The sequence below is a fragment of the Myroides sp. C4067 genome (assembly GCF_038039665.1).
Taxonomy (GTDB): Bacteria; Bacteroidota; Bacteroidia; order Flavobacteriales; family Flavobacteriaceae; genus Flavobacterium; species Flavobacterium odoratimimum.
The window spans coordinates 189355-206111 of record NZ_JBBPHJ010000004.1; the positions used below are offsets into that span (position 1 = coordinate 189355).

Genomic DNA, 16757 nt, shown 5'->3' on the forward strand with positions numbered 1-16757 from the left:
GTTTATAGGATATGCCTTGATAGTTCTTATAAATTCTCCTATTTTTACGTAATCAATTAAATTAGGAAGAAGATGAAGACATTAGAAGTAGGGCAAAAAGCTCCAGCGTTTAAAGCATTAGACCAATCAGGAAAAGTACATCAGTTAAGTGATTATAAAGGAAAGAAATTAGTAGTATTCTTCTACCCAAAAGCAAGTACACCAGGATGTACTTGGGAAGCTTGTAACTTGCGTGACAATTACGCAGAGTTAAAAGCAAAGGGATTCGAATTACTAGGTGTTAGTGCTGACTCAGCTGCTAAACAACAGAAATTTATTGAGAAGAATAACTTGCCTTTTCCTTTATTAGCTGATGAAGAGAAAGAAGTATTAAATGCTTTCGGTGTATGGGGACCTAAGAAATTTATGGGACGCACGTATGACGGTATTCATAGAATGACGTTTGTGATTAATGAAGAGGGAGTTATATCTGATGTGATTAGTAAAGTGAAAACTAAAGATCACGCTGCTCAGATTCTAGAGACAGTATAAGTTTTTAAAAGAAATTATAAAAAAGACAGTATCTAATCGGTTAGATACTGTCTTTTTTTCGTTTTCGACTTAGAATACCATGTGATAGTATCTCCCTTTTTTCAGCTAATCTATGAGCAATCTAGGGTGTATTCTAAGGTGAAGTAATACAACTTTCAATAAATTGTATTACGTTTGAGAAAATAAAAAAGAAGCATGAAAGAAAAGATTGATAAGGGAGATTTATATCTTCTAAAAGAGCATAGCTCACTCTCAGATTCTCAGTTAGGAGAATTGTTAGAGCAGAAGAGTTATGCTAATATCACAGATTGGCAGAAGTTTGTCAAGTATTTGACACTAGCCTTAGGAGCAGGGTTTTTACTGTCAGGTATAGTATTTTTCTTTGCATACAATTGGGCAGATCTACATAAAAACATCAAGTTTTTACTTGTATTCATTCTTTTAACTATCAGTGTTATAGGAGCCGTGTACCCTAAATTGAATACTGTGGTAAGACAAGTTAGTTTGTTAAGTGCGAGTATATTAGTGGGGGTGTTATTCGCTGTATATGGTCAAGTGTATCAGACAGGAGCTAATGCTTACGATCTCTTCTTTATGTGGGTATTAGCTATTACACTATGGACAGTATTGAGCAGATTCTCTCCTCAGTGGTTATTTTATGCTGTACTAGCTAACACAACTTTGATTCTTTATTTCTTACAAGTAACGAGTGATGAACTATTGTTCTATAGTGGATTATTTCTTTTACTATTGAATGTAGTATTATATTTAACACCTATATATTTAGCCAAAAAAACGAATTATAAATTGGATAGATATTATACGGGACTACTTTCTTTAGCCTGTTTTTCAGTTGCAACTAGTGGTATTATTACTTTTATTTTTGTAAGTACAGACCGCTATATTAAAGCTGATTTAAGAGGGTTATATATGCTAGTAATAGCTTCTATCGCTTGGTTTATTGGAAGTTTCTTATGGAGTAGAAAAGCTAAGGATTTATTGTTGTATAGTTATTTTTTACTTTCTGTATTTGCTATTGTATTTGCTTTAATTATCAAGATTGCTGATATCAATGAGGCTTCGTTATTATTATATGCATTATACTGTATAGGAGGAACTTTTGGAATTGTGAAGTTGATTATAAACCAGAAAAAAGTGTGGAGCAATGAACAGTAATCAATTTAAAGATATAGTTACTTCTTTAATCCAAAAAGGAGTAGAAGTAGAGCAAGATGCCCTACAAGTGGCACAAAGCAAATTAGCGCTTAAGTCAATTATAATTAGAGTAATATCAGTAATAGGAAGTCTTATAGGTTTAGGACTATTTATGGGGTTTATTGCTTTGATATCGAGTGATTTGTTTTCTAATAATACCTTTTTAAGTATTATGGGATTACTGTTTTTAGTAGGCTCATTTGCATTGAATAGAAGTAAAGACAGCGCTGTAACAGATAGTATTGCTGTTTCTTTATTTATTATAGGATATGCTTTTTTAGTCTTTGGACTAGCAGAAGCTACAGATTTAGCAGGTCTGATTATGTTAATTACTGGCGGAATCACATTGCTACTTTATAATAATCAGATTATAGCATTTTTGAGTAGCTTATGTGTATTAGTCTCTATTCACGTAATATTATTTCAATTAGAAATAGAAACTTTCTATCATATTTATTTAGCTATTGTACTATTGTTCACTGTTTATTTATTTTGGCAAGAACAAGGATTAAGAACAATAAATAAACTGATAAGAGATAGATATTTAGCTGTTTTTACTGCTTCTTTTTGCTATACACTTGTAATGGGGATTATTGCTTCTACTATGAAGTATGGTTATTATTATTTTAGTGAATATAGAGGAGTTCACCTTTTTTTAGTTATTACCATATTAGCCCTAGTAGTAGCAACGGTTTATTTAGTACTAAATAAAATGAAAGTAACTCAAGTCAGCATTAAAGTGATGGCTTATGGCTTAGTCCTTATCTTTAATGTACTAGTAGCATTTAATTATCCAGCATTTGGTATTGCATTTTTATTGATGCTTTGGAGCTTTAAAAGGCAATATAAAGTAGGTTTTGCTTTAAGTATTGCAACTCTAATTTGGGCAATGGGCATGTTTTATTATGACTTAGGCATCTCTTTATTAGAGAAATCTCTATCTATGATGGGCATAGGAGTGTTATTCTTAGGTATCTATTATTTAATTCAAAAAGGTGAGGGACAGACAAATGAAAAATAAGAAGAACATAATTATCCTAGTTGTATTTGTACTTATTGGTATCTTCTTTGTAAAAGCAGTATTACAAAAGGAAAAGACAATAAAAGAGGGGCAATTCGTATTGCTAGAATTAGCTCCTGTAGATCCTAGATCCTTAATGCAAGGAGATTATATGAGTCTTAACTATGCGATATCAACTAGAACAAGTACTTTTGATCAAAGTATTCTAGATTCAATAACACCTGTTAGTGAGAATGAGATTCTTACAACTACAGAAGAAGAACTATCAGCTAGAGCTGTGAACGATATTGAGGAGGCTGTAGAAAAGAGCAAATTGAATAAGCGTGGATATGTCTTACTGTCTTTAGATAAGGATAATGTAGGGAGTCTGGTGAAGATGGTCAATGAATTGGGAGAGAAGAAAGCTAATCAAGTTTACATCAAATACTTTAACTATGAAGGCTGGAGATTTAATATTGGGGCAGAGAGTTTCTTCTTTCAAGAGGGGGATGCAGAGAAGTATGAACAAGCTAAATATGGTGGACTACGCGTAGATGAAGACGGGAATAGCGTTTTGGTAGGGATGTACGATAAAGACCGCAAATTAATTGGGAATTAGGAATTTAAAATTAAGAATTATTTGCCTACGGCATTTAGTATAAACAAACAGGGAGTTTATCCTGATGATAACCTCCCTGTTTGTTTTACCTATTTCGCTTCGAAAGTTAGCGTATGTGTTTCTTCTGAAATTTCTTCTAAATAATTGTAATTACTACTGATGGTAATCTCAGTAAAACCAACAGCTCTTAAGGCTAGTTTAAATTCTTTTACTCCCCAAAAGCGAAGGGAGAACAAATCTATTTCAGAGTTAACTAATCCTTTCTCATTATCCCAATGCTCATACCTCAATTGAGATATAGTAGTCTGCTTAAGATAAGATGTTTCTACTCTAGATTCTGTTAGTGTAAGCATTCCATTTTCTACATTCCACTGTCTAGCTAGCATAGGAGCTTCTGCTAATGCAGATAAAGGAGATAAGTCTATTATTAATCGGCCACCTTCTTTTAGAGCTGATTTAAAGCGTCTTAATACCTCAATAGCTTCATCAGTATCCGTTATAAGCTGAAATGACCCTGCAGGGATTATAATTGCTTCATAAGAGGTAGTAGAGGTGAAGGTATTAAACATTTCTTGTCTAAAGATACCATTGAGACCTCTTTGTTTACATTCTTGCTCACAGTAAGAAAGCATTGCTGCAGAAGCGTCAAACCCTTCTATTTTTAATCCTTTTTCTAATAGAGGGATTAGTATTCTTCCATTTCCAGATGCAGGTTCTAGGATTACTCCTTCTGTGTTTTTTAATCTTTCACTATAGTATTCTACATCTCCAAAGGATCTTCCAATAGGTTTATCGATATGATACACCCATGAAGCTAGTGATCCATATCTATTTGTTAATTCTTTATTACTCATATTTTTTGATTATAGGACTGTAAACATAGAATAAAAAAAACTTTTAATCTGATTTTGATTAAAGAAAAGACAGTTTTGTTCTGACCTGCTAGAGGATTGCTTGAGGGGTTCTTGCACCTTTCTTCGAGAAAACCACCTTCTAGGCAAGCAAAGTGCTAGAAAACTGCAAGGAATCCCCTAGAAAGTGCAAGCTACGTACAGGTACTTACATCATTCTAAAACAACATTATTATACAATTAGGTATAAGACCTTTTTAGTCAAACAGCCTTTTTTAATAAAAATATCGTTCAAATAATTGTTTAAAACTAAAAGTAGATATACATTTGCATCAGTATTAACGAATAATAGTCTAAATGTACACAACTAAGTAAAGATTGGTTATATATAACCAATAGATAAAAGGACAAACTTCAGTCCGACGAGTGGTTATCATCTTTATAAATTGACAACAGTCTTGTGTTGTCATAATACTTAGTATCGTGTAAATACATATTTTTTGACCGTGAGGAGTGGTGTACGGGCCACGTATGGATTATTCACAGCAGTAAACCAAGAATCAGCCTCAGCCAAATACTATAAAGCAGTTCTACTTCATAGCTCTTTCATTAGTTCTAAAACCATACTACAGTATGATTGTATCGCTAATTCAGACCTATTTTGTATACTTACTTTTCGTTTATTGGTCTATTACTTATTCTGGGTTAAATTTTAAAAGACTATGAGCATAGTTATATCAAATTTATCTTATTATCACGCAGATAAGACACCTTTATTTACAAATATTAGTTTATCTATTAATGCAGGAGAGAAGGTTAGTATCATCGGTCAAAATGGTACTGGCAAAACAACATTACTTAAACTAATCGCTAGAGAATTAGAGTTAGCGGAACCTGCTATTCATATTAATGGGACAGTATTCTACTTGCCACAAAATAAACAATTAGTTGAATCTCACACTATTTATGAAGCAGTAGGGGTAGTTGATAAGGTTAGGGCACTCCGTGCTATACTAGCGGGTTCTGTAGAAGAACAGGACTACGAAGTACTTAATGATCAATGGGACATAGAAGAACAGATCGCTAAGGTATTAGCGTATTGGGGATTAGAGACGATATCACCAGATACTACGATGGATTGTCTGAGTGGAGGACAGCAGACGAAGGTTCTATTTGCGAAGATGATGCTAAGTCAGGCAGACACACTGTTATTAGACGAACCTACTAATCACTTAGACTTAGAAACCAAGGAATTATTCTATAAGTATATACAAGAGTTTAAAGGTACTATCGTTATTGTCAGCCATGATAGGGTATTACTTGAGTTAATGCCTATTACTTTTGAGCTAACACCTAATGGAGTGTTTAAGTATGGAGGGAATTACAGCCTATACAAAGAACAAAAAGAACTGCGTCTACAAGGTATCCAGAGTAAAGTAGATCATCTGTCTAAAGAAATGAAAGATGCTAAAAAAGCGGATATTAAACGTACAGAGCAAATAAGTAAAGATAAGGCTCAGAACAAAAAAGCAGAGAAAAAAGCAGGTCTTCCAAAGATTGTTATTAATGCGATGCGCAATAAAACAGAGAACAGCGTAGCTAAGCTACAGGATGTTCACCAACAAAAGAAAGAGGGAATACAATCTGAATTATTAGAATTAAGAACCCAATTAGAACGAGATAAACTGTTTGCTATTCGTTTTCCCCAATCTACTTTGCATAAAGGGAAGTTGTTATGGGAAGCTAAAGAAATGAACTATCGTTATTCTCCTGCATTTGCTCCAATATTTAAGACGAATCTTGACTTTAAAATCATGAGCGGAGATAGAATCTTGCTCAAAGGAAAGAATGGTTCTGGTAAGTCTACGCTGTTTAAATTGTTACAAGGAATTTATCTACCTACTACAGGAGAATTATACCGTGCAGATGCTAAGGTGGTCTATTTGGATCAATTTTACTCTTTACTAGATCATAGTTTAACGCCTATAGATCAGTTAGAACTGGCTAATAAAGGGAAACACTCTCTGGCGGATCTTCGCAATCTATTATTTCAGTACGGAATAGGGGTAGGCTTATGGACAAATAAGATAAGTACATTTAGTGGAGGAGAGAAACTGAAGCTCGTGTTGTGTTATCTGACTATTTTAGCTTCAGAGATAGATGTGTTACTATTAGATGAACCTACGAATAACTTAGATATTATTAGTATTGAGAGTTTAACTAAAGCTTTAAGTGAGTTTAATGGAACCTTAGTAGTTGTTAGCCATGATGAGAGTTTTATTAAGGAATTGGGAATAGTAGACGTGATAAATTTAAATTAAGTCAAAAGTAAAGCTTGTTTTTGACTTAATTCTAACAAATATTAATTTTAGATTTCACTAAAAAAGATTTAAATTGCGAGAACAAAAACAATACAAAAACAATTATAATGTCGAACAAAATGACTTCAGCTCATGCTATTGAGCTAGAAAATAAATACGGAGCACATAATTACCACCCACTACCAGTAGTATTATCTAAAGGAGAAGGAGTATATGTATGGGACGTAGAAGGTAAGAAATATTATGATTTTTTATCAGCATATTCTGCTGTAAACCAAGGACACTGCCACCCAGCTATCGTTAAAGCGATCGCTGATCAAGCGGGTACACTAGCATTGACTTCTAGAGCATTCTACAATGATAAATTAGGATTATACGAAGAGAAAATCACTAAGCTTTTTGGTTTTGATAAAGTTCTTCCGATGAACTCTGGGGCAGAAGCTGTAGAGACTGCTTTAAAAATCTGTAGAAAATGGGCTTATGAAGTAAAAGGTATTGCTGAGAATCAAGCGAAAATCATCGTATGTGAGAACAACTTCCACGGAAGAACGACTACGATTATTTCTTTCTCTAACGATCCTGATGCTCGTAAAAACTACGGACCTTATACAGACGGATTTATCCGTGTAGCTTATAATGATGTAGAAGCTTTAAAAGCAGCTTTAGAAGCTAACAAAGGAACTATTGCAGGTTTCTTAGTTGAGCCTATTCAAGGTGAGGCTGGAGTTTATGTACCAGACGCAGGTTATTTAACTGCTGCTAAAGCGTTATGTGAGGAGCACAATGCTTTATTCATTGCAGATGAAGTACAAACAGGTATCGCTCGTACAGGTAAAATGTTAGCTATCGACCACGAAAATATCAAAGCTGATATCATCGTATTAGGTAAAGCATTATCAGGAGGAGCATATCCTATCTCTGCTGTGTTAGCAAATGATGAGATTATGAATGTAATCAAACCTGGACAACACGGTTCTACTTTTGGAGGTAACCCTACTGCTGCTGCTGTAGCTATGGCTGCTCTAGATGTAGTATTAGACGAGAAATTAGCGGATAACGCTGAGAAACTTGGACAATTATTCAGAGCGGAGCTTAACAAGTATATTGCTACTAGTAATATCTGTACTTTAGTACGTGGTAAAGGTTTATTAAACGCTATTATCATCAACGATACTGAAGAAAGTGATACAGCTTGGAACATCTGTCTTAAATTAAGAGACAACGGATTATTAGCAAAACCAACGCATGGTAACATCATCCGTTTCGCTCCGCCATTAGTAATGAACGAAGAGCAGTTATTAGACTGTGTAAGTATTATTACTAAAACATTAAAAGAATTCGAGAAATAGTATATCTCTTTATAAATATAAAAGCTCACGTTAATTCGTGGGCTTTTTTTAGTTTAGGAAGGTTGTAAATAGATTGAGACAATTTGTGATTTATTTATAAGAATAAGGCTATTTTTGTTGTTGAGAACAATAGATTCTCCGATGTGATTTTTAAGAAAGTAAGTATGAAAAGAGTTTTGTGTATTTTATTTATTTCAGTTTTATTCATAAACTGTGCTAAAAAAGAAGTTCATATCAATGATCTTCAAGAGCGTAATGGCTTGATGTATGAAGTGAATTCAAAAGAGGTATTTACAGGAAGTGCAAAGAGCTATTATGCCAATGGAGAAGTAGATTTAGAAGAAAACTATACGCAAGGAAAGTTAGATGGAATAACTAAACGCTATTATGAGGATGGACAAGTAAAAGCTGAGGCAAACTATAAGAATGGAGTATTGGATGGCAGTTTTAAGGAATATTATAAAAGTGGAAAGCTAGAGCTAGAGAAAACGTATAAGGATGGAAAGCTAGAGGGAAGTAAGAGAAGCTATTTTGAGGATGGACAAGCTGCAATTGAAATGACGTATAAGCATGGGAAGCTGGAGGGAATGACTAAGAAGTATTATGAAGATGGGCAACTAGAGATAGAAATGACGTATAAGAATGGGGTAGAACACGGTATTATCAAAGGATACTATGAGCATGGTCAAGTAAAAGTAGAGGCGAGTTATAAGAATGGAGAATTGGATGGAGTGAGTAAGGAGTATTATAAAAACGGACAATTACAAGGCGAAACAAGCTATAAGGATGGTGTCTTAGACGGAGCGATGAAAGGATATTATGAGGATGGAAGATTAAAAGGAGAGGTAAATTATAAAAATGGAGTAATAGACGGAGAAATAAAGAGGTATTAATCAAGAGAGGTATCTTAAAGCTTCTTTATTTGAAATTATTTAATATTTATTCTATACTAGAAGAAGAGTTCATGACTTTTTAGAGTTAAGATATTATAAAAAATAAAACATGTTAAAAGACACTGCTACATTAGAAGCAAAGTATAAGAGATTTATAAAGAGAATCTGTGAGACCGAAATAATCTATGCCTTAAAAGAACCTCGTGTTTTTGCTTTCTTATATTCTAATGATTTTGAAGACGAAGAGGGGGAAGAGGCTTTATTATTATGCTTTTGGTCAGCGAATGCTTATGCAAATGCATGTAGACAAGAAGGATGGGCTAATCATGAAATAGTCGAAATACCATTAGATTTATTCTTAAAGAATTGGGCGATAGGTATGAAAAGAGACTCTAATTATGCAGGAATAGAATGCGATAGTAACCTATTTTGTATTGAGAAAGATCCTATTCGGTTAGCCCTAGATATCTTAGATGAATTGGTTAACCAAGAGAAACTAGAAGGATTTGTTGAATATGCCAAAATGTATAATGAATACTTATCTTAAAGATTAGGATAAAATAAAATGTCTGCCGATATCGGCAGACATTTTATTTTATTCAATACAGAGGTCAGACTCTTATTCTTAGTTCGATGAAGTTTCTTGACTTTGAGGTATTCGAAGTGCTTAATGAAAAAGCCCGTCTGTGAAGATGGGCTTTTTCTTGTTTTTGAGGGTAGTAAGAAAAGTGGTATATTTAAAATCAATGTATTAGGTGATTTAGGTAACAACTATGTGGCCATGAATAACTATAAGATGAATAACTATCAACAAAGGGGATCTATACGCTTAAAAGGGTATGATTATGCATCTGAGGGATTATACTTTATCACGCTATGTGTACAGGATAGGGAGAATATCTTCGGATCTATCCAAGACGGGGTGGTAACATTGAATGAGATAGGTGAGATTGCAAGGGATGAATGGCTGAATACAGCAAATGTGAGAGATAATGTGATTTTGCATGAGTTTATCATTATGCCTAATTCATATGCATGCGATAATCGAGATTGCGAAGAATAAAACAAAGGCAGGTGATAATAAAGGGTTTAAATCTCCGTCTCAAACGATCGGGGCTATCGTCAGAGGTTATAAAATAGCCACAATAAAAAGAATAAAGGTAGGGATGAATTGCAATTCGTTTTGTGTGGGCGAATTGCAATTCGCCCGTTTATAATTGGGTAAACAATATGCCATATAATGTTTGGGACAAACAATTCACGATGTGGGTATTTGTGGTGCAGGTATTCGTTGTGTGGGCGAATTGCAATTCGCCCCTACGACGCACAATTGGTAATACGTTGTGTCTGTAAATTACCTGATATTGGGGTGGGCATTCACGCTGTGGGCGAATTGCAATTCGTTTTGTGTGGTTTTTTCTGTTTTACTTAATTATTCGTAGCCTTTATGGTTTTCCTCTTGTATGGTCAAGGGGGAGGTGGTATATTTACAGTTACTTACCAAATTTAGTATGAATAAAAAAGCTTTATCAGAAAGAAAAGGAGATATTAGATGTTGTCTCTAAGAAAGAGAATAAAAACTTCGTTATGGCTATAAATAACTTGTTACAGATTTATAGTTTGCCTTTTATTAATAAAGAGACCGATAAAATAGAGTTGTTTAATACTGTATTGAAGATTTACGCAGACTTAAAAACAACTAACGTTGATTTTGTGTATCAAGCAATGAAAGATTGGAAGATTAAACAAAGTGGTTTTAAGTCAAAAGCAGAGAAGTTTAGCAAGGAAGATACAGAGAAGATGATAGAATTATTACTTAATAGAGGAGTGATAAAATAGATATTAGAAAGCCCACTCATCGAGTGGGCTTTTTCATTTATACTTCTAGAGATAGGAGATTTCTGTTATCTGGTGAAATTTGCTAAGGAGCAGACATTTTTACCTTAACACATAGATCAAAAAGAAGTTAATCACTAAACATTTTAAGGATAGGAAGGTAAAGGATTGTATTGAGAACTTTCTATTAATCATGGTTGCTACTACTAAGACTGGTAGGATAAATAAGGCATATAGCATCGGGGTATATGCTTCTTCATAGATCCATTGGAAGGTCTCAGAAGTATTCGTCCTGATAACGTATAAGCCACGCATGATCCATAGAATCAGATTAAGGGTGCACAATAGAAATAAACTTATATCTATAGTTTTGATCCAAATCATTTTCATATCTAAAAGAGATTTAGCGTTATATTTAGTCTAAACGAGGTTTGTGCTCTGCATTTAGAATAGTCCACGCTGTAGCAAAAGCTAATTGTGTACGTTTTTTCATTAATTCAAACTCTATTTTGTCATAGGTATCTGTAGGTTGATGATAGTCAGCATGTGTTCCATTAAAGTAGAACATAGCAGGGATATTGTGCTTTGCGAAACTGTAATGGTCAGAACGATAGTAAATTTGTTCAGGATGATTGACATCGTTATAAGTATAATCAAGATCGATATTGACTGAGTTTGCATTTGATTGTTCAGACATTTGATGTAATTCTTTACTCAACCTATCAGCGCCTACTACATAAATATAGTCCCCATCTTTCTTATATTTATCACTTGTACGCCCGATCATATCAATATTAATATTCGCTACGATATTTTCTAATGGTATAATAGGGTTTTGAACATAGTACTCAGATCCAAATAGTCCAAATTCTTCTCCTGTTACATGTAAGAATAGAATGGATCTTTTAGGTTTTATTCCTTTGCTTTCAAGGTCTTTAAATACACGAGCTAACTCCATTACAGCTACTGTGCCAGAGCCATTGTCATCAGCACCATAGTAGATTTTGTCAAGCAATATTCCCATATGGTCAAAGTGAGCTGAGATGACTAGTACTTCTTCAGGTTTTTCACTTCCTTCTATAAAAGCCATAATATTCTCGCTATCCTTTAATCTCATCATGCTATTTCTCATAAAAGCACTAGGAACAGGCTGTAGGTAGCCATCTGCTTGTTTAGGATACGCTATATTTCTCTTTTTATAGAAGTTGGTAATATATTCAGTCGCTTTTTTTTGTCCAGGTTCTCCTGTTCTTCTTCCTTCAAATTCTTCTGAGGCTAATACTTTTAGGTTTACAGCCATAGAGTCAGCAGATATTTCTTGCCAATAAGTAGAAGAAACTGTATGGTTGTTAGAAATAGAACTAGTTGTTTTACAGCTAGTCATTGACATACTAAGTGCTAATAGGCTAGCAGCTAATATAATTTTATTCATGAGTGAGTCTTAATGTGTTTGGGGTAAAGATAAGAAGAATTAGTATGTTTTGCTTGGTTGACAGTTTACAGTTTACAGGGAACAGGGAATAGGGAATAGGGAACGGGGAACAGGGAACAGGAAACAGGGAACGGGGAACAGGGAACGGGGAACAGGGAACGGGGAACAGGGAACGGGGAACGGGGAACAGGAAACGGGGAACAGGAAACGGGGAACAGGAAACGGGGAACGGGGAACAGGAGGTGTGGTGGTTCTGGGGGAATAGAAAAAGAAAACAACAAAGCGACAGTAAGTATTCTTCATTGAATATTTTTATCTTTGTTCTAAATCAAGAAATACAATGAGTAAAATCGTTTTTATTACAGGAGGATCTTCTGGTATAGGTAGGAGTGTAGGAGAATATTTGACACAACATGGGTGTAAAGTATATGGAACAAGTAGAAATCCTGAGAGAGTAGTAGATTCAACAATTCCTTTAGTACGCTTAGATGTACGCGATACGGCTAGTATTCAATCTGCTATAGAAGAAGTCATTGCGATAGAAGGAAAAATAGATGTATTAATCAATAATGCTGGTGTAGGAATCACAGGACCAATTGAAGAAATCCCTGCTGATCAAATCTTAAATAACTTCCAAACGAATGTATTTGGGCCTATTGAAGTTATGAAAGCTGTATTACCTCATATGCGTGCTAGAAAAGAAGGTTTAATTATTAATGTTACTTCGATAGCAGGATATATGGGATTGCCATTTAGAGGGATCTATTCTTCTTCTAAAGGTGCTCTTGAGTTAATTACAGAAGCTATGCGAATGGAGTTAAAGCCCTTTAATGTAGAAGTGACTAATGTAGCACCTGGTGATTTTGCAACTAATATTGCTGCAGGTCGCTATCATGCTCCTGTATTAGACCATTCGGCTTATAAAGAAGTTTACCAAATGTCATTAGACATGATGGATGAGCATGTAGACAGTGGTGGAGATCCAATAGAGATGGCTAAAGCTATTCATAAAGTGATCAATACACCTAAGCCAAAAGTGAGGTATAAAGTAGGGGAGCCTTTGCAGAAGTTCTCATTAATCCTCAAAAAAATACTACCAGGGAAGGTGTATGAGAAGATGCTGATGAATCACTACAAGATTAAAGGCTAATAAAGGGAAAATCATTACTATTTGGGACTCAGTGAATAGGGATTAGAGGTGTAAGTATTGTTATAAAAACTCTCTAAGAATCGCTCTAGTGATGAATATATATCGTACTTTTGGGTTACAACATAACATAATATAATAATATAGATTATGAAGTTTTTTATTGACACAGCTAATTTGGATCAAATTAGAGAAGCTGAGGCACTGGGGGTATTAGATGGTGTTACCACTAACCCTTCTTTAATGGCTAAAGAAGGAATCACAGGAGCTGAAAACATTTTAAATCACTACAAAGCTATCTGTGAGATAGTAGAAGGTGATGTAAGTGCAGAGGTTATTTCTGTAGATTACGAAGGGATGATTAAAGAAGGTGAGCAACTAGCTGCACTTAATCCTCAGATCGTAGTAAAATTACCAATGACTAAAGAAGGAGTAAAAGCATGTAAATACTTTTCTTCTAAAGGAATCAAAACTAATGTAACATTAGTATTCTCTGCAGGGCAAGCTTTATTAGCGGCTAAAGCAGGTGCTACTTATGTATCTCCATTCATTGGAAGATTAGATGATATCTCTACTGATGGTCTAATATTAATCGAAGATATCCGTCTTATCTATGATAACTACGGATTTGAAACACAAATCTTAGCTGCGTCTGTACGCCATACTATGCACATCGTAAACTGTGCTAAGTTAGGTGCGGATGTAATGACAGGACCTTTAAGTGCTATCACAGGTCTTTTAAAACACCCATTAACTGATAATGGATTAGCTCAGTTCTTAGCTGACTACGCTAAAGGAAATAAATAAGAAGAAAATTCTTATACACATATTACAAACTACAAACAAAGAAAAAGGTTACCCTACGGTAGCCTTTTTTGATTCAATCAAGTAAGTCTTCTTCTATTCTAGTAAATATAAAACAATAGTTATGCTATAGGAATTGAAAAACATCCCCACTAATAGGGATTGTCTCCTTCTGCTTATCTCTTTAATATTGTTACTTATCCAATACAAAAATGAAAAGTATGAAAGTAGCTGTATTAAGTACCCTTTTGATATTGATATCTATTATAACTTATGCTCAATTGAGAAAAGACAAATCCTCTTTAAATATGCCTCAAGTAGAACCTACTCAACTTATTCCGTTTTTAACTAAACAGAATGACTTCATCTATGTAAATAAGGATAATTTAAAACCTTTTAACGGGATAAAGTATAACAGCGCATCTGCTTATACTTCGACAGGTTATGCGATGGTTATAGATAATAAGGGAGCTTCTGTTGTTATAGATACCAATGGAAAAGAAGTACTTGAAGTAGGAGAGAGTGAGATAGAGGTAGAAGTGGTGAATGGGCTGACATTCTATAAGAAACAGAGGGAATATGAGAGAAAAATGCCTATTTGGAATTGGGAGTGGAATATCTTAGGTGGAGCTATTAAAAAAGAACAAACCTATCATAGTATAGAGATTGGGGTAATTGAAACCAAGCAGATCTTATTGCAAAAAGAAGTCCCTTATTTAGAAGATAGTTACACTCTAAATCCTGAAGCAGTAGATGGTGAGCATATTTATTGGAATGAGACAATTTATACAATTAAGAATCAATATTTAAAGAAAAAGGAGTCTGATATCATCACAACCTTAGCTGATAAGCGATTTATAAAAGGTTCTAATGGTTCTTTTTCTATTTATGATATACAGCAGAAGAAAGCAATATATCAGGGCTTAAAAGGTATTAATACGCTTACTATAAAGTGTGGTAATGAAGACCTTGTACTTGATCAGTTGATGCAAGAACGCTTTGAACCAATCGTTCCTAAGTTATTAAAAGATAGAAATACAGGAAGTGTCTACCCATATCCTCAATATGATAAAGCCTTTCCAAAAGAAATTACAAAGGCTACAACAGAACAAGTAGCCTTTATAAAGAATGCCACCCTTGTGTATTCTATTCACAATTCTCCTTATTTTTTAATAGGTGTTTTTAATTATGATCACGATATTTGGGCTTATGATTGGTTGTATCTAGATATAAACGGGCAAGTGCTAGAACAGCTTGATTTGGATAGTTTTAAGGTGTCAGATCAAATAGGGAGGCTTGTATGGCCTGCTAAAGAAATGGTTATACCTCATCAGAAGGTCGCTTCAGTAAAGTATTATACCGATAGTGATGAATTGTATCTTGTCAATATAGAATGCACAGAGGGAGATAGTAAGTATGGGGTATGGGATAAAAGCGCTCAACTATGGAGTATAGAGCCTGAGTACACTTCTATACTTGCTTTGGATATTGCTAAAGGTATTTATGCCTTGCAGAAAGAGAAGGATGAGAATTATACACTTTACAATCAGATAAAGAAGGAAAATATAGGTGTGAAGGCTTATAAATACATCTATTCAGACGGTTTAGTTCAAGTAAAACTTGAAGGTGAAACAGTAAGTTATTATATAGATATTTATACGGGTAGAGCGTATTTAGAAGAATAGAAAGGTGATGAGCATTTCCAAGAAATATAAAGATAAAGTTATGATGAAAATTAATTTAAAATCACTTTTCTGTTTTAAAAAGAAACCAAAAGAAGAACCAAGTGGAAAGATAGATTATGACCAACACGTTGATTTTTATTATTCATGTCTGATAAATTCAATTATATTGTTTGCATTGAATGTTAGTCAATTAGACGAATTATCAGAACCTACATTTGATCCTTTGTTTGAATTAGAATCTGAAATTGATTATGCCTTCACTCCAGTTATTTTTGAAACAGTCTTTAGAAATAAAAGAATAGATATTTTGTTAAGACAGGAGTTACTTGAGTTTAAGAAGGAGATAGATGATATTCCTCAAGAACTTTGGGAATGAGAATATCTGAATACGCATCAAGTATGGAATAAAATAAGAGCTAAGGCAAACTTATTATTAGATAAATTAGAGATAACAGATAGAAATTATAATAAATAGTTTTATAACTCTAAAACCACTGTAATTAGGGATGTTTAATCTTGAATGCTTGTACTACCTTAGAACAATGAAATACCTTATGATTTTAGCATCTATATTTAGCTTATTTGGTTGTCAGATTAAGGCTCAAACATTGCAAGTCTCAGCGATATATACTGCACCTAAACAAGTGACAAGAGAAGTGCCTGAAACAGGTAAACAACATACTTATACCACTTATCAGGAGGTTACAGAGAGATTTGTACCTGCTGTTTCTTTAGTTTCTAAAGAGGATAAAGTGTTGCGATTTAGCATACAAGGGAATATTAAGTCTAGAGGGTTACAGATTCGCAAAGTTTCTAAGATACGCTTTGAACAAGGAGAACAGTTTGGCAATGGTATAACGCTTAAGTACTATGTAAATATTAAGCATATAGCTGGTAAAGAAGGAGCTTCTATAGCTGGGTATAACTACAGTGAAGAAAAGGAGTATAGGATACCTACTCATGTGAAAGTGATCCATATAGAAGTATATGAAGAACATCCGAATCAAGAACCTAAGTTAATAGCAGAGAAAAAGTTTGACTTCTTTGCCAAAATATAAGTTTAAAAAACAATAA

Annotated in this window: 17 protein-coding genes; 15 read left to right on the forward strand and 2 right to left on the reverse strand. The window is 34.1% G+C overall.

Annotated features, from left to right (window positions below):
- Positions 1-72 precede the first annotated feature (72 nt).
- The 4 genes from bcp to AABL87_RS04325 all read left to right on the forward strand — a co-directional run bounded on the left by bcp (position 73) and on the right by AABL87_RS04325 (position 3365).
- Positions 73-531 carry a thioredoxin-dependent thiol peroxidase gene (bcp, locus tag AABL87_RS04310; RefSeq protein ID WP_006261164.1) on the forward strand — a complete coding sequence of 153 codons (459 nt, stop codon included), beginning with the start codon at positions 73-75 and terminating at the stop codon, positions 529-531.
- 195 nt (positions 532-726) lie between these two features.
- Positions 727-1707, forward strand: coding sequence for a DUF2157 domain-containing protein (locus AABL87_RS04315; RefSeq protein WP_341276992.1), 981 nt, complete (start codon positions 727-729; stop codon positions 1705-1707).
- Positions 1697-2767: a DUF4401 domain-containing protein gene (locus AABL87_RS04320; RefSeq protein ID WP_006258910.1), complete on the forward strand. Its 1071-nt coding sequence runs from the start codon at positions 1697-1699 to the stop codon at positions 2765-2767. Before AABL87_RS04315 ends, AABL87_RS04320 begins: the two co-directional genes overlap by 11 nt.
- Positions 2757-3365, forward strand: coding sequence for a GDYXXLXY domain-containing protein (locus AABL87_RS04325; RefSeq protein ID WP_039329488.1), 609 nt, complete (start codon positions 2757-2759; stop codon positions 3363-3365). The genes AABL87_RS04320 and AABL87_RS04325 overlap by 11 nt, the downstream gene beginning before the upstream one ends.
- Positions 3366-3454: 89 nt before the next feature.
- On the opposite strand, the gene AABL87_RS04330 is transcribed toward AABL87_RS04325, so the two are convergent.
- Positions 3455-4219: a class I SAM-dependent methyltransferase gene (locus tag AABL87_RS04330; protein ID WP_039329490.1), complete on the reverse strand. Its 765-nt coding sequence runs from the start codon at positions 4217-4219 to the stop codon at positions 3455-3457.
- A 719-nt stretch (positions 4220-4938) separates the two neighbouring features.
- On the opposite strand from AABL87_RS04330, the gene AABL87_RS04335 reads away from it, so the two are divergent.
- From AABL87_RS04335 to AABL87_RS04360, 6 genes are all read left to right on the forward strand, one after another.
- Positions 4939-6537 carry an ABC-F family ATP-binding cassette domain-containing protein gene (locus tag AABL87_RS04335; protein WP_006258907.1) on the forward strand — a complete coding sequence of 533 codons (1599 nt, stop codon included), beginning with the start codon at positions 4939-4941 and terminating at the stop codon, positions 6535-6537.
- Between the two features lie 107 nt (positions 6538-6644).
- Positions 6645-7886 carry an ornithine--oxo-acid transaminase gene (rocD, locus tag AABL87_RS04340; protein WP_006258906.1) on the forward strand — a complete coding sequence of 414 codons (1242 nt, stop codon included), beginning with the start codon at positions 6645-6647 and terminating at the stop codon, positions 7884-7886.
- A gap of 164 nt (positions 7887-8050) precedes the next feature.
- Positions 8051-8779 carry a toxin-antitoxin system YwqK family antitoxin gene (locus AABL87_RS04345; protein WP_341276993.1) on the forward strand — a complete coding sequence of 243 codons (729 nt, stop codon included), beginning with the start codon at positions 8051-8053 and terminating at the stop codon, positions 8777-8779.
- 109 nt (positions 8780-8888) lie between these two features.
- Positions 8889-9326, forward strand: a complete 438-nt coding sequence (locus AABL87_RS04350; RefSeq protein WP_341276994.1) for a DUF2750 domain-containing protein — start codon at positions 8889-8891, stop codon at positions 9324-9326.
- Positions 9327-9449: 123 nt separating this feature from the next.
- The gene (locus AABL87_RS04355; protein ID WP_341276995.1) at positions 9450-9842 is read left to right on the forward strand and encodes a hypothetical protein; all 393 of its coding nucleotides are present in this window, start codon (positions 9450-9452) and stop codon (positions 9840-9842) included.
- Positions 9843-10366: 524 nt separating this feature from the next.
- A complete protein-coding gene (locus AABL87_RS04360; RefSeq protein WP_341276996.1) occupies positions 10367-10618 on the forward strand; it encodes a hypothetical protein in 252 nt (83 codons plus the stop codon).
- 412 nt (positions 10619-11030) lie between these two features.
- Here AABL87_RS04360 and AABL87_RS04365 read toward each other — a convergent pair whose 3' ends face one another.
- Positions 11031-12047, reverse strand: a complete 1017-nt coding sequence (locus AABL87_RS04365) for a M28 family metallopeptidase (RefSeq protein WP_059050723.1) — start codon at positions 12045-12047, stop codon at positions 11031-11033.
- Positions 12048-12387: 340 nt separating this feature from the next.
- On the opposite strand from AABL87_RS04365, the gene AABL87_RS04370 reads away from it, so the two are divergent.
- The 5 genes from AABL87_RS04370 (at position 12388) to AABL87_RS04390 (ending at position 16741) form a co-directional block, all read left to right on the forward strand.
- A complete protein-coding gene (locus tag AABL87_RS04370; RefSeq protein ID WP_016649436.1) occupies positions 12388-13197 on the forward strand; it encodes an SDR family oxidoreductase in 810 nt (269 codons plus the stop codon).
- A gap of 147 nt (positions 13198-13344) precedes the next feature.
- The gene (gene fsa, locus AABL87_RS04375) at positions 13345-14001 is read left to right on the forward strand and encodes a fructose-6-phosphate aldolase (protein WP_006261176.1); all 657 of its coding nucleotides are present in this window, start codon (positions 13345-13347) and stop codon (positions 13999-14001) included.
- Positions 14002-14219: 218 nt separating this feature from the next.
- Positions 14220-15683 carry a hypothetical protein gene (locus tag AABL87_RS04380; protein WP_341276997.1) on the forward strand — a complete coding sequence of 488 codons (1464 nt, stop codon included), beginning with the start codon at positions 14220-14222 and terminating at the stop codon, positions 15681-15683.
- 40 nt (positions 15684-15723) lie between these two features.
- The gene (locus AABL87_RS04385; protein WP_341276998.1) at positions 15724-16059 is read left to right on the forward strand and encodes a hypothetical protein; all 336 of its coding nucleotides are present in this window, start codon (positions 15724-15726) and stop codon (positions 16057-16059) included.
- 130 nt (positions 16060-16189) lie between these two features.
- Positions 16190-16741 (forward strand): hypothetical protein, encoded by a 552-nt coding sequence (locus AABL87_RS04390; protein ID WP_341276999.1) that lies wholly within the window; start codon positions 16190-16192, stop codon positions 16739-16741.
- Positions 16742-16757: the final 16 nt, after the last annotated feature.